Annotated in this window: 14 protein-coding genes; 4 read left to right on the top strand and 10 right to left on the bottom strand. The window is 41.0% G+C overall.

Annotation, left to right across the window (positions count from 1 at the left end; genetic code table 11):
• Positions 1 to 6 precede the first annotated feature (6 nt).
• The 10 genes from hfq to cutA form a co-directional block, all read right to left on the bottom strand.
• Entirely contained in the window at positions 7 to 270 is a 264-nt protein-coding gene (hfq, locus tag CWB60_RS13315; RefSeq protein ID WP_004587665.1) for an RNA chaperone Hfq, read from the bottom strand.
• 77 nt (positions 271 to 347) lie between these two features.
• The gene (gene miaA / locus CWB60_RS13310; RefSeq protein ID WP_029772607.1) at positions 348 to 1,265 is read right to left on the bottom strand and encodes a tRNA (adenosine(37)-N6)-dimethylallyltransferase MiaA; all 918 of its coding nucleotides are present in this window, start codon (positions 1,263 to 1,265) and stop codon (positions 348 to 350) included.
• A 10-nt stretch (positions 1,266 to 1,275) separates the two neighbouring features.
• Positions 1,276 to 3,138, bottom strand: coding sequence for a DNA mismatch repair endonuclease MutL (gene mutL / locus CWB60_RS13305; protein WP_138579733.1), 1,863 nt, complete (start codon positions 3,136 to 3,138; stop codon positions 1,276 to 1,278).
• Positions 3,139 to 3,172: 34 nt separating this feature from the next.
• Positions 3,173 to 4,516: an N-acetylmuramoyl-L-alanine amidase gene (locus CWB60_RS13300; RefSeq protein ID WP_138579734.1), complete on the bottom strand. Its 1,344-nt coding sequence runs from the start codon at positions 4,514 to 4,516 to the stop codon at positions 3,173 to 3,175.
• Positions 4,517 to 4,686: 170 nt separating this feature from the next.
• On the bottom strand, positions 4,687 to 5,163 hold the full coding sequence (gene tsaE / locus CWB60_RS13295) for a tRNA (adenosine(37)-N6)-threonylcarbamoyltransferase complex ATPase subunit type 1 TsaE (RefSeq protein ID WP_054983237.1): 477 nt from the start codon (positions 5,161 to 5,163) through the stop codon (positions 4,687 to 4,689).
• A 125-nt stretch (positions 5,164 to 5,288) separates the two neighbouring features.
• The gene (gene accC, locus CWB60_RS13290; protein ID WP_024031477.1) at positions 5,289 to 6,629 is read right to left on the bottom strand and encodes an acetyl-CoA carboxylase biotin carboxylase subunit; all 1,341 of its coding nucleotides are present in this window, start codon (positions 6,627 to 6,629) and stop codon (positions 5,289 to 5,291) included.
• A gap of 25 nt (positions 6,630 to 6,654) precedes the next feature.
• The gene (gene accB / locus CWB60_RS13285; RefSeq protein WP_004587671.1) at positions 6,655 to 7,116 is read right to left on the bottom strand and encodes an acetyl-CoA carboxylase biotin carboxyl carrier protein; all 462 of its coding nucleotides are present in this window, start codon (positions 7,114 to 7,116) and stop codon (positions 6,655 to 6,657) included.
• Positions 7,117 to 7,148: 32 nt separating this feature from the next.
• The gene (gene aroQ / locus CWB60_RS13280; RefSeq protein WP_024031479.1) at positions 7,149 to 7,601 is read right to left on the bottom strand and encodes a type II 3-dehydroquinate dehydratase; all 453 of its coding nucleotides are present in this window, start codon (positions 7,599 to 7,601) and stop codon (positions 7,149 to 7,151) included.
• Between the two features lie 228 nt (positions 7,602 to 7,829).
• Positions 7,830 to 9,644, bottom strand: a complete 1,815-nt coding sequence (locus tag CWB60_RS13275) for a protein-disulfide reductase DsbD (protein ID WP_138579735.1) — start codon at positions 9,642 to 9,644, stop codon at positions 7,830 to 7,832.
• Entirely contained in the window at positions 9,644 to 9,964 is a 321-nt protein-coding gene (gene cutA, locus CWB60_RS13270) for a divalent-cation tolerance protein CutA (protein ID WP_029772613.1), read from the bottom strand. Before cutA ends, CWB60_RS13275 begins: the two co-directional genes overlap by 1 nt.
• Before the next feature lie 188 nt (positions 9,965 to 10,152).
• Here cutA and CWB60_RS13265 point away from each other — a divergent pair, with 188 nt between their 5' ends.
• From CWB60_RS13265 to CWB60_RS13250, 4 genes are all read left to right on the top strand, one after another.
• Positions 10,153 to 10,629 (top strand): FxsA family protein, encoded by a 477-nt coding sequence (locus CWB60_RS13265; protein WP_138579736.1) that lies wholly within the window; start codon positions 10,153 to 10,155, stop codon positions 10,627 to 10,629.
• Positions 10,630 to 10,738: 109 nt separating this feature from the next.
• Positions 10,739 to 11,026 (top strand): co-chaperone GroES, encoded by a 288-nt coding sequence (locus tag CWB60_RS13260; protein WP_004587676.1) that lies wholly within the window; start codon positions 10,739 to 10,741, stop codon positions 11,024 to 11,026.
• 48 nt (positions 11,027 to 11,074) lie between these two features.
• Positions 11,075 to 12,724 carry a chaperonin GroEL gene (groL, locus tag CWB60_RS13255; protein ID WP_138579737.1) on the top strand — a complete coding sequence of 550 codons (1,650 nt, stop codon included), beginning with the start codon at positions 11,075 to 11,077 and terminating at the stop codon, positions 12,722 to 12,724.
• A 225-nt stretch (positions 12,725 to 12,949) separates the two neighbouring features.
• Positions 12,950 to 14,179 (top strand): tyrosine-type recombinase/integrase, encoded by a 1,230-nt coding sequence (locus tag CWB60_RS13250; protein WP_138579738.1) that lies wholly within the window; start codon positions 12,950 to 12,952, stop codon positions 14,177 to 14,179.
• Positions 14,180 to 14,451: the final 272 nt, after the last annotated feature.

Raw genomic sequence — 14,451 nt, 5'->3', positions numbered from 1 at the left:
TCCTAATTAAATATTTCCTGGTTCTTGCTCTTCAGTGTCATCGCTCCCTTGAACACCTTGGAAGTTGACTGCACGAGCAGGTACAACTGTTGAAATTGCGTGTTTATACACCATTTGGTTTACAGTGTTTTCAAGTAAAATAACAAATTGGTCAAATGACTGAATTTTACCTTGTAATTTTATGCCATTTACCAAAAAGATTGATACTGGAATGCGCTCACGACGTAGTGCATTCAAAAATGGGTCTTGTAACGATTGGCCTTTTGCCATGTTATTGTTCCTTCGTTCTAGGTGTTATTATAATTTAAGTAGCTGAACTTATTTAATTAAATAATTCGCAACTACTACTAGCTTAGCGAACTTACTACGCGATGCAAGTTTTCTTCATCGTCTGTTGTTAACCAAGTAACATCAGGCCAACTCCGTAACCACGTTAGCTGACGTTTTGCCAGTTGACGCGTTGCAGCAATGCCGCGAAAAACCATCTCATCATGGTCTACTTCACCCGCAAGATAATCCCACATTTGTCTATAACCTACACAACGAATAGAAGGCATATTGGGGTGTAAATCCTTACGTAGATATAGGGTCGAAACTTCTTTTTCAAACCCCTGTTCTATCATTATTTTAAACCTTTTTTCAATTCGCTGATGTAATTCACTGCGATCATCAGGCGCAATCGCAAATTGATGAAAAGTATAAGGTAACGTTGGCTGCTTTTGCTTTTGCAATTCAGTCATTGTTTTACCACTAATACGGTAAACTTCCAAAGCTCGATTTATTCTTTGTGAATCATTTTCACTTATTTTGTCGGCCGCTTGCGGATCTACTTTAGCCAGCTCTTGATGTAAATGTGGCCAGCCAAATTGTTTTGCTTGCGCTTCAAGCTCAGCCCTAACTACTGGGCAGGCTTCAGGCAGTGGCGATAATCCATCAATTAAAGATTTAAAGTACATCATGGTGCCACCCACTAATATTGGTACTTTACCTTGTTGATGGAATTCATCAATTTTTTTTATCGCATCACGTCTAAAATCGGCGACCGAATAGGTTTCGCTCGGATCGAGTAAATCAATTAAATGATGCGGAGCACGAGCAAGCTCTTCTGCATCGGGCTTTGCTGTACCTATGTCCATACCTTTATACACTAACGCTGAATCAACGCTGATTATTTCTGTATTTAAGTGCTCACACAGTGAAATTGCCAACGCTGTTTTACCAGCTGCGGTTGGGCCCATTAAAAATATGACCGGTAAATTGCTCAACACGGGTACCTTAATTTAATTGCGTTAAATAGTGTTCTAGGTCTATTTTAACTGCTTTTTCTTTTAAACGTTCAATTGTTTGCGGATTATTTTGTAAGCTAATTTGTAATTCAATAAATACATTACTTTCATAAAAGCGTTCTGGTACACAACTAAGCTGCCATGTAAGCCACGCTTGTAACTCGTTGAGCTGTGTTTTACATGCGCCAAGCAAGCTCTCGACCGCAGCTGATACTTCAAGTAAATATAAACACGTGGGTAGCTTTTTAACCATCACAAACTGTTTTTCAATAACTAGCTCAAAGCCTAATAAAGTAAACCACGATTGCTGCTGAGCTATTAGTTCGCAGTCAGCTTTTTCAAGGTTAACCCTTACGGGTAGTAACAGGGCTTTACCCTCTAAATTACCCAGCTCTTTTATTTGTGCATGCCAGTAATCAACAAGTGCATGCTTATAGTGTGAACAAAATAACTGCTGCTGCTGAGTAAATACACACACACCTTTATTTACATTTAATACCTGCACACTTTTTAATGCGTGTGCAGCGCTTTCATCAGTAACGGGCTGCGTTGATACACTATGCTCAAAATGAGCGGCTTGTTGCTCACTCACCCCTTGATAAAATGCATTTACATCGTGATGATTTGCACCATGTTTTTGAGACGGTGAAGCATACCCCGCAGCGCCATTCCCTGACCCTGCGCGATTAGAGGGGGCACGACTAGTAAAACCACCGTTTTGTGAATCTATTGGCTGCAACTGTGACTTAGGGTAATCATACCCCTGCTGAACTGGCTGGTTATTAGCCGCATGACTTGGCTGCTCAATAAACGCTGAGGATTGGTAATCGTCTATGGCCGCTTGATTAGTTGCAAATTCGCCTTGTAGAGGCACAACTACTTGCTTAATCGCCTGTAATATAAAGTCGTGCACTAACCGACCTTGATGAAAACGCACCTCGTGCTTTGCAGGATGAACATTTACATCCACTTGCCTTGGGTCAATATCAATATAAATAACAAAACCTAGGAGTTCTTGCGCTCCACTTACCTCTTCAAACGCCTGACGAATAGCATGTAAAATTAGCTTATCGCGCATCATGCGATTATTTACATATGTATATTGCGTGGTATTAGCTGATCCCACTGGCAATACCCAACCATGTAGCTGTAAACCACTTTCACCAGATTGAATATGCAATCCTTGCTCAGCAAAGGCTTTACCTGCAACTTGCGCAACCCGAGTAATCGCTTGATTTGGGTCGGTTTTAGCACGGTACTGCCTAACTACCTTTTGGTTATGCGTCAGTGTAATCGACACATCAAAACGACTCAGTGCAATACGCTTTATAAGCTCATCAATGTGGCTAAATTCGGTTTTTTCGGTGCGTAAAAACTTGCGCCTTGCTGGGGTGTTAAAAAATAAATCTTTAACTTCTATCGTTGTGCCATCTGGGTGGGCTACCGGCTTTACTTGCACGTCCATATCGCGGCCCTGTGCAAACGCTTGCCACGCGGCATCTTGTGCTTTGGGCTTTGAGCTAAGCGTTAAACGCGATACCGAACTAATAGATGCAAGCGCTTCCCCTCTAAAGCCTAAAGAACAAATGTTTTCTAAATCATCGAGTGATTTAAGTTTACTTGTTGCATGGCGCGAAAGCGCTAAAGTGAGCTCATTTTTGCCAATACCTGAGCCATTATCACGAATACGAATAAGCTTGTGACCGCCACGCTCTATGTCTATTTGCACACGCGTTGCGCCCGCATCTAAGCTATTTTCTACTAATTCTTTAACCACTGAAGCCGGGCGTTCAACCACTTCACCTGCCGCTATTTGGTTAGCTAATCGTGCAGGTAATATTTCAATACTCATGAGGCCCCTAATACGTGCACAGGTTTAATAAACATCAACTCTGCGGTATGTCCAGCTCTTGACCTATAAACAAGGTGTTTGAGCGTAGTTGATTAACTTGCTTTAATTTGGCTACCGATACGCCATAACGACTCGCTAATAGGCTTAGCGATTCACCTGGGCGAACTTTATGTTTAGTTGGGTACTGCGATTTAAGCTTTGCAAATAACGAATCATCAGGTGGGTTTTTTAAGTAATAATTTTTTATAGACGTAAACATCGCTTTAGCTAAGCGTTCCTGATGATTAGCGCTTTTTAACATGCGCTCTTCACGGGGGTTTGAAATAAAACCTGTCTCAACCAAAATGGAAGGAATATCTGGCGACTTTAATACGGCAAGACTTGCATGTTGTGGATCTTTTTTATGTAATTTAGCGACCTTTTTTAGCTCTTTTACTACTTCTTCGGCCACACTAAGCCCTGTTTTCATTGAGTGGTCCATCGACATATCGAGCAGCGCTTGCGCGAGGTATTTTTCGTTAGCAGCATCTTTAATTACATCAGCTGCACCACCTAAAAGCTCTGAGTGTTTTTCTTTATCTTCTATCCATTTACCAATCTCAGAATTAGCGCGACCAAGCGATAACACCCACACCGAAGCACCATTTGGCCCTGGGCTGGTAAACGCATCAGCATGAATTGACACTAAAAAGTCGGCTTTTTTCTGGCGTGCTCGGTTGGTACGGGTATTAAGCTTAACAAAGTAGTCGCCACTTCTTACCATGCGCGAAATCATGCCACGTTCGCCGTCAATCATACGCTCTAAACGTTTAGCTATTTGCAGGGTAATGGTTTTTTCATACGTACCAGAGGGGCCAATAGAACCAGGGTCTTCTCCGCCATGGCCCGCATCAATTGCAATAACAATGTCTCGCTCTTGGCTTAACTGGCGCTTTTTAGCTGCTTTTTGGGCAGGTGTAGAGCTTACTGCAGGTTCACTTTTATTATATAAATCCACAACTAACCTGTTTTTGTACGGGCCAGTAGGTGCCAGCGCAAAAATAACCGGCTTAATAGGCGCGGTTAGCTCAAATACAAAACGTACACTTTGTTTATTTTTAGGTTTTGAATAGCGCAGCTTGCTTACAATTTTGTGCTTAGAAGGAATACTCGGTAATACTTTTAACCCTTTGGTGTTTTCAAGGTCGACCACTAAGCGACTCGGGTTTTTAAGCATAAAATAGCTGAAATCGGGCTTATCATCTAAATCAAATACCACCCGCGTGCTATCTGGCGAGGGCCATACTCGTACACTATTTATGGTATTTTTTGCCCACAACGGTAAGCTCACAGCGCAAACTATGAAACAAATAAAAAGTTTAACTACACCTCGATTCATTATAACTACCATTGCCTTAACTATTTATTATTATGAGAGCGGGCGCCTTGACCCGCTATTAGCTTATTAACCTAAACGTTGGATAGTAAATCTACCTTAAGCTGCTATTTTGTACGCCAACTAAAAAGGTAACTTTGATGCTTTTATATTTCAATGTGTTAGTAAGTATATTAACTCGGGTTTAGGTTAGTTAGCTTTTCGACAATTGCTATTCCGCGCTCGCTGGCACTATTCATAACAATTTTGCGCTCATCGCCAACGTAACTTAAGGTAATGTCTAAATCGGGAACTGGTATAAATTCTCCCCCTTTTTCTGGCCACTCAACAATACAAATAGCCTGCTCAGAAAAGTAATCTCTTATACCCATGTACTCAAGCTCTTCAGGATCGCCCAACCGGTATAGGTCAAAATGATACACATTAGCACGTGTCAGTTCGTATGGCTCTACCAACGTATAGGTTGGGCTTTTTACCTTCCCAGTGTGGCCAAAGCCTTGCACTACACCACGCGTAAATGTTGTTTTACCTGCACCTAAATCACCGTGTAAATAAATTACTGCACCTTGCTCTATAATAGCAGCCACTTTGTTACCCATTGCTACTGTGGCTATTTCATCATTTAGGTGAGCTTCAAAACTACGCGTCATTGTTACCTCAAAAATTTACTAAAAGCGCATCTTTGCTAATCATACCAGAATATTTCTTGAAGGCGATAAATTGGCGTTTTAGGCATAAAAAAACCGGCCTAAGCCGGTTTTAATTAACTGGGGCTTTATAGCCCTAGTTTTTTCTCAAGGTAGTGGATATTTGTACCACCACTTTGGAAGTTTTCGTCTGCAAGAATTTTCTTATGTAATGGCGTGTTTGTTTTGATGCCATCAATAACTAATTCGTTCAGCGCATTACGAGCACGGGCAATAGCCACATCACGGTTTTCACCGTAAGTAATAAGCTTACCTATCATCGAATCGTAATGTGGAGGTACTGTATAGTCAGCATAAATATGGCTATCCCAACGAATACCTAAACCACCTGCAGGGTGGAAACGGGTAATTTTACCCGGCGACGGGATAAACGTTTCTGGGTCTTCTGCGTTAATACGACATTCAATTGCATGGCCGCGGATAACCACGTCATCTTGCGTGAAAGATAGCGGTTGCCCAGCAGCAATTTTTAGCTGCTCTTTAATTAAATCAACACCGCTTACCATTTCAGTCACTGGGTGCTCAACTTGAATACGGGTGTTCATTTCGATGAAGTAAAATTCGCCGTTTTCGTATAAAAACTCAAACGTACCCGCACCACGGTAACCAATTTCGATACATGCACGTGTACAGCGCTCACCAATAAATTTACGCACTTCAGCCGTTATACCTGGCGCTGGTGCTTCTTCAACTACTTTTTGGTGACGACGTTGCATAGAACAGTCACGCTCACCTAAATGAACAGCATTACCTTGTCCATCAGCAAGTACCTGAATTTCAATATGGCGAGGGTTTTCAAGGAATTTTTCCATGTAAACCATGCTATTACCAAAAAACTGTTTCGCTTCTTGTTGAGTAAGTGCGATTGAATCAATTAATTCAGCTTCGCTACGTACTACACGCATACCACGGCCACCACCGCCACCAGCGGCTTTAATAATTACCGGGTAACCAATGCGCTTTGCAATTTGCATGTTGCGTTCTTTGTCATCCGATACCGGACCGTCAGAACCAGGTACACATGGTACACCAGCTTTGCGCATTGCATTGATTGCCGATACTTTATCGCCCATAAGACGAATAGTGTCGCCTTTTGGACCAATAAATACAAAGCCGCTTTGCTCAACTTGGTCAGCAAAATCTGCATTTTCTGAAAGAAAACCATATCCTGGGTGAATCGCTACAGCGTCTGTTACTTCAGCAGCCGCAATAATGCGCGGAATATCTAAGTAACTTTCAGTGGCTGGAGGTCTACCGATACAAATGGTTTCATCTGCAAGTAATACGTGCTTAAGATCGCGATCCGCCGTTGAATGCACAGCAACCGTTTTGATCCCAAGCTCTTTGCAGGCGCGCAATACGCGAAGTGCTATTTCACCTCGGTTTGCAATGACTACTTTATCTAACATAAGAGTTGGCCTTTAGGTTACTAAATTATTCAATGATGAATAGAGGTTGATCAAATTCTACTGGTTCGCCATTTTCAACTAAAATAGCTGTAACTGTACCCGCTTTATCTGACTCAATTTGGTTCATCATTTTCATTGCTTCAACGATACATAAAGTATCACCTACTTTAACTTGAGAACCTACTTCTACGTATGCTGGCGCTTCTGGAGAAGCTGCTGAGTAAAATGAACCAACCATAGGTGATTTAACTTGATGGCCTGCAGGCGCTGCTGGTGTAGCATCAGCTTCAACGGCTGGCGCAGCTTGTGCTGGTGCCGCAGGTGCTGGAGCAGCAAATTGCTGTGGTGCGTACTGAGCGTAAGCAGGACCTGCGCTCATGTTGTTACGGTTAATACGTACTGATTCTTCACCTTCAGTGATTTCTAGCTCAGCAATACCTGATTCTTCTACTAATTCGATTAGCTTTTTGATCTTGCGAATATCCATGAACGACCCGCCTATAAGTTTGTTAGTTTAAATTAATTCGAGTTTTGCAACCGGCTCACGGCAGCGTTCAATGCTGCGTGGTAACCCATTGCACCTAATCCACATACCACACCTTGCGCCACATCAGAAAAATACGAATGATGACGAAATGCTTCACGTGCATGCACATTACTTAAGTGCACCTCAAAAAAAGGAATATCAACGCTTAACAATGCATCACGTAAAGCGACGCTAGTATGCGTAAATGCAGCAGGATTAATAATTATGTAATCAACTGCCTGCCAAGCATCGTGTATTCTTTCTATAAGGGCTTGCTCACTATTACTTTGAAAATGCGTAAGCTGAACATCTAGACCCTCTGCGGCAGTCGTTAGTTCGCTCATAATTTCACCAAGAGTGTGCAAACCGTACTTTTCTGGCTCACGCTTTCCTAGCATGTTTAAGTTTGGACCATTTATAACTAAAAGTTTAAATTTTGCAGCCATAATACGCGATATATCCTCTAAGTAATGAGTTAAGCCGTTGCGAGCTAAGTTTGTACACTAAATTAAGTATAAAAAACAAAAATTGCAACAAATTCTCACGTTAGCCAACTATTATAGTCAGTTCGATGTAAATAGCAGCAAAATACTGGTCTAATCTCTGGAGGTGTAATAAATATGACGTAATTGGAGGCAAGCCACTTGGTAAGCCCAAGCGGCTAAATTGCACTATTATTGTGCGCTGGCGCGCACTGCAGCTAGGTGGGTGGCAAAATCATCAGCGTTTAAAAATCCTGTAACGCGCTCTGAACTTAGCTCTTGCCCTTGTGTGTTAAAAAACAAAATACTGGGTAAACCAAACACAGTGAACTCTTCCATCAGCTCAATGGTGGTGTCATCACTTTGTGTTAAATCGATTTGAATTAACTGATAGTGACTAAACTCGCTCTGTACTTTGGCATCTGGAAATGTGTAATGCTCAAACTCTTTACATGCCACACACCAATCGGCGTATAAATCAACCATCACCAGTTTGCCTTGCTGATTAGCTTCAGCAACAGCGTTTTTTAGCTCAGTTAAATTAGCCACTTGTTTAAACTCATTACTTTGCTGACTAACCTGCCCAACCTGTTGCTGCGGCCAAATAACGTTTTTAGCTAATGTAAAACCAGTAACTACTAAAAATGTAGCACTAAACCAAAGCGCTGTTTTAAGCTTGCTTTGTGGCTGAGCACTCTGCCAATAGTGTAAATAAACAGCCGTTGCCAGTGCTAAAATACCTGCCATAAGTAAAATAATGTCGGCGCTAATTATGCGCTCTAATAAAATAAGTGGCACAACAAGCATAATAAAACCAAATAACGTTTTAACTTGCTCCATCCAACCGCCAGCTTTAGGAAGCAATTTGCCACCAGACGTACCGAGTAATAAAAGCGGTAGGCCCATTCCTAAACTTAATACATACAGGGTTAAACCACCGACAAGGTAGTCACCACTTTGCGCTACAAATAATAGCGCAGCAGACAACGGAGCTGTGGTACAAGGTGATGCAATTAACCCTGACAACACCCCCATTAAAAACACACCTATGTAATTGCCGCCTTTTTGGTTATTACTGACTTGCGTTAGCTTGCTCATCATGGCGCTGGGTAACTTAATTTCGTACCAGCCAAACATCGACATTGCGAGCAATACAAACAGTAAACTAAAACTAATAAGTACATAAGGGTGTTGTAAATACCCCTGCACTTGCCCGCCTAAGGCCGCCACTACTAATCCTAATGCAGCATAAGTAAGCGCCATACCTTGTATATATACAAACGACAATGCAAACGCTTTTTTAGTAGATAAATTTTGCTGCCCTGCAATTAAACTCGATAAAATAGGAAACATAGGGAACACACAGGGTGTAAACGCAAGCCCCACCCCAACAACAAAAAATATGAGTAAATTGGTTACTAAACTTTGACTTGCTAATCGCTCTGTAAAACTTAAATCTTGAGTGGTTGTATTACTTTGGCTACGCGTTGAGTCTACAGAAGGAGTTAATGCGTTTAATGTATCAGCGGCATCAGCAGATGAGTTATTACCTTGCGCTTGCTCTGAGGCAATAACGCCTAAAGGAATACTAATAACCTCAGGCGGATAACATAGCCCTGCTTTGGCACAGCCCTGATAACGCACCTTTACAACAGCACCCTCTGTAACATTACTGAGCTTACTTATAACACTCACACTATTGAAAAAAACTTCGGTTTTGCCAAAAAACTCGTCTTCAATTATTTCGCCAGAACCGGCATCGCCTACCTTTATGTTGGCGCCTTTGGCGATAATTTCTATTTTCTTTTTATAAAGGTAATAGTCAGGGGCTATATCCCACCCCACAAATAAAGTACTACCTTGTTGATCAAAATCAAATACAAACGCTTGGTCTACGGGTAAAAAGGTTTGCTGTGGCGGGGCAAGTAAATCACCTAGCACATTATTGGTGTTTGCCTTTGCAGGAAGCGCCAGCAAGCTAACCAATAATAAAAAGAAAAACCGCATTAATTTAATACCTCATCCATCCAATGAAAATAAGCCAAATTACCAGTGGCCACATCAACCACTTGAATTTCGGGTACTTCGTAACTGTGTAAACTTTTGATGGTTTCAAAAACATCATTCATTTTTTCTGATTTTGTTTTAATCAGTAGCTTTGCTTCTATCTCTTGGGCAACATCGCCTTCCCACATATAAACTGAGGTCATATTTGGTAAAATATTTACACACGCCGCTAATTTTTGCGCTACAAGTGCTTTTGCTAAAGTGCGTGCTTCAGCCTCATCTTTGCACGTGGTAAATATCAATTTAAATTGCGTAGTCATAATTAACCTTTACTAATTTATAGGGAACTAATGCAATAGTATCTGATAGCTAGTGTAATGTGTAGGCGATGAATAATTGTAGATATTAAGCAATTATTAATCACTTTAAGCTCAACCTTGAAAATAGACCCCTTCACCCTCACTTATATTTCATCCACTCTTTTGAGTGCCATTATTTAGAGAGCCCTATGTTTAGATTTTTATTTGTGTTGTTTATTATCATTCCTATCATCGAAATTGCGCTACTAATACAGGTTAGCGATGTAATTGGTGGATTTGCGACTATAGCCCTAGTGATTGTTACGGCTATTTTGGGCGCCAGAATGGTTAAACAACAAGGTATGGGTGCATTACAAAATGCACAAAGCCAAATGGCCCAAGGGCAAATGCCAGCTAAAGAATTATTTACCGGTATTTGCGTGATCATTGCGGGTGTTTTATTGCTAACCCCAGGCATTATGACCGATCTATTCGGCCTACTATTATTAACCCCCTCAATACGCAACAAACTTGCTGCAGGCCTTGCAAGTCAAGCAACGGTACGCATGAGCACAGGTGCACAGCAAGGCTCTTCAGCCTTTTCACAACACGCACACTCGCAGCAAGAACAACAGCATGTAAATAAACCAACTACCATTGATGGCGAGTATGAGAGAAAAGATTAAAAATTTATCGATTTTTCTCTTGGAATTTTACACTCTACCCCCATTAATGAATGCAAATTAGAAAAGCTTTTTTCTGTACTGTTCAGAAACTGTTAGGAGAACTAAAAAAATGAACATTCGTCCTTTACAAGATCGCGTAATCGTTAAGCGTCTAGAAGAAGAAACCAAGTCTGCTGGCGGTATTGTATTAACTGGCTCTGCAGCTGAAAAATCAACTCGCGGAGAAGTTATTGCTGTTGGCAATGGTCGCGTTCTAGATAACGGTGACGTTAGAGCTTTAGAAGTAAAAGCCGGTGACACTGTGTTATTTGGCTCATATGTTGAAAAAACTGAAAAGATCGAAGGTCAAGAGTACCTGATCATGCGTGAAGACAACATTTTAGGCATTGTAGGCTAACCCTACTTTTCGTTTAACAAACATTTAAGAATTTAGAGGAAATTAAAGATGGCAGCAAAAGAAGTACTTTTTGCAGGTGACGCACGCACTAAAATGCTAACAGGCGTAAATATCCTAGCAAACGCAGTAAAAGTGACCTTAGGTCCTAAAGGCCGTAACGTAGTACTAGATAAATCATTTGGCTCTCCAGTGATCACCAAAGATGGTGTATCTGTAGCAAAAGAAATCGAACTTGAAGACAAGTTTGAAAACATGGGTGCACAAATGGTAAAAGAAGTTGCATCTAAAGCAAATGATGCAGCGGGTGACGGTACTACTACCGCAACTGTACTTGCGCAATCTATTGTAAACGAAGGTCTTAAAGCGGTTGCTGCGGGTATGAACCCAATGGATCTTAAGCGCGGTATTGATAAAGCAATTATCGCTGCTGTAGAAGAACTTAAAGCGCTATCTGTACCATGTGCTGATACTAAAGCTATTGCACAAGTAGGTACTATTTCAGCTAACTCTGATAAAGAAATTGGCGACATCATTGCACAAGCAATGGAAAAAGTAGGCCGTAACACAGGTGTTATTACTGTAGAAGAAGGTCAATCACTAGAGAACGAATTAGATGTTGTAGAAGGCATGCAGTTTGACCGTGGTTACCTATCTCCGTACTTTATCAATAACGCTGAAAAAGGCGCTGTTGAGCTAGACAACCCGTTCATTCTACTTGTAGATAAAAAAGTATCTAACATTCGTGAGTTACTACCTACATTAGAAGCCGTTGCTAAAGCAAGCAAGCCACTATTAATCATTGCTGAAGACCTAGAAGGCGAAGCACTTGCAACGCTTGTAGTTAACAATATGCGCGGTATTGTTAAAGTATCAGCAGTTAAAGCCCCTGGTTTTGGCGACCGTCGTAAAGCAATGCTACAAGATATCGCCGTATTAACTGGCGGTACTGTTATCTCTGAAGAAATTGGTTTAGAGCTTGAAAAAGCAACTATCGAAGACCTAGGTACTGCTAAGCGTGTAGTAATCACTAAAGATGATACAACTATCATTGATGGTGCGGGTGAAGAAGATGGCATTAACGGCCGTGTTGCTCAAATTAAAGCACAGATTGAAGAAGCAACGTCTGACTACGATAAAGAAAAACTACAAGAGCGTATGGCTAAACTTGCCGGCGGTGTTGCAGTAATTAAAGTAGGCGCAGCGACTGAAATTGAAATGAAAGAGAAAAAAGACCGTGTTGAAGATGCATTACATGCAACTCGTGCAGCGGTTGAAGAAGGCGTAGTACCTGGTGGTGGTGTTGCTCTTGTACGTGCTGCTAGCAAGCTAGTTGAGCTACTTGGCGACAACGAAGACCAAAACCACGGTATTAAAGTTGCACTTCGTGCGATGGAAGCACCACTTCGTCAAATCGTAACAAATGCAGGCGACGAAGCGTCAGTAGTAATAAACGCTGTTAAAGGTGGCGAAGGTAACTACGGTTACAACGCAGCCTCTGGCGAATACAACGATATGCTTGAAATGGGTATCCTAGATCCAACTAAAGTAACGCGCTCTGCACTACAATTTGCAGGTTCGATTGCGGGTCTAATGATCACTACCGAAGCAATGGTTGCTGAAATCCCTAAAGAAGAAGCTGCTGGTGCCCCTGATATGGGTGGCATGGGCGGAATGGGTGGCATGGGCGGAATGATGTAATCTTCCTCCTATCGAATTCATAAGAGTTCATTAAGTTTTATAAGGCCCGCAAAGCACTGCTTTGCGGGTTTTTTTATAACTTTGATAAGTTCATTAGGTTTCATTGGCGCTTTTTAAATTTCAAAGGTTTAAGGGGTAAATGTGGGGTAACTCACATACATAGGAGTAAAAATAGATCCATTTTTAAATAAAATACCCCAAATAAATTTAAAAAGAGTATCAAAAATGAAACTGAATAACGAAAAGATTAAAGCACTGAAGCCCAAAGAAAATGGTAAAAATTTTAAAAAATATGATGGTAACAACTTGTTTTTATTAGTAACTAGTCATGGTTCTAAGCTTTGGCGCTTTAAGTATAAGTTTGGTGGTAAATATAAAGAAATGGCCTTAGGAAAATACCCCACAGTACCCCTAAAACTAGCTCGCACTAAAGCAGATAAGGCCCGTCAGCTTCTCAGTGATGCTATTGATCCGATGGCTCAACGCAAGCTTCTTAAACTTCAAAGTACATGCAAAGGTTTAAATTTCGGTGAGATTGCGTTGCAATGGTTCGAACTTAATAAAAAAGAATGGAGCAATGCCTACCAAGAAAAATTATTGCGTTGGCTTAAAAGCGATCTTAAGGGGATTTGTGAACTACAGATTGACCATATTACTAAGAATCACATTATTAATATCGTAGACTCTCTAGTTGAAGCTAATACCGTGAAAAAAGTTCCCCCATTATTGTCCATGCTAAATCGTATTTTTCGTTATGCGATTACAAAAGATCTCACTAACAATAGCCCATTAACTAATTTCGACTACATAGCATTGACTGGAAAAATTTCAGATCCAAAAAATCATGCAGCTATTACTAACTCGAAAGAACTGGGACAGCTCATTTTAACTATTGAGAATAACAACTCAGGCTCTTACTGCTCTCAGGAAGCATTGAAACTACTACCTCATCTATTTTTACGCCCTAGCGAACTTCGTTGCTTAAGATGGGAACATGTAGATTTTGAAAATAAATATATTAAAATACCCGGCGAATTAATGAAAGCAGGTAAAACTCATATCGTTCCTCTTTCAGTTCAAACTCTATCTAAATTTCGAGATATTTATAAATACACTAATTACTCAAAGTACGTTTTTCCCTCAGAGATGAGTTCTTCTAAACCATTTAGCAAAAACGTACTGAATAATCGTCTACGTGCATTGGGCTACTCGGCTAATGATATCGTTTCACACGGCTTTCGAGGAACAGCTTCAACATTACTAAACGAACAAGAAGAAAACTATCAGCATATTGAAATGCAACTTGCCCATAAAGTGGGCAACTCCACAGCTCTTGCATATAACCACGCTGAATATCTTACTCAAAGACGTGCGATGATGCAGCGATGGTCTAATTATTTAAATAAACTGTGTAGTGATGCTGAGCTTTGCAATGCCACAGAACAATCTGGTTAGGTAGAAGCTGAAGTCCAATCTCGCATTTTAGAAAGAACATAATCTTGTGCCTTCCGTGAGTCGCGCTGTTAACTGTCATGATAATGCGGTTGCAGAAAGCTTTTTTGCGACAATTAAAAAGCGCCATTCACACACATGCAGTGTTTACCTGATAAGTTTGAAGATGCGTACTATTCTGAGTTAAAAACTGTCTAGTGAAAGCTGGGAGTCCACCTAGTTCTTTCCGTTATAGCGCGGTAGACCGTGGTATTACCGGTAAATTAAGTTAAAAG

Origin of the sequence: Pseudoalteromonas sp. S327, from assembly GCF_005886415.1 — a bacterium.
GTDB lineage: Bacteria > Pseudomonadota > Gammaproteobacteria > Enterobacterales > Alteromonadaceae > Pseudoalteromonas > Pseudoalteromonas atlantica.
Note: the sequence above shows the minus strand (reverse complement) of the source record. Positions and strands in the feature narration are given on the sequence as shown.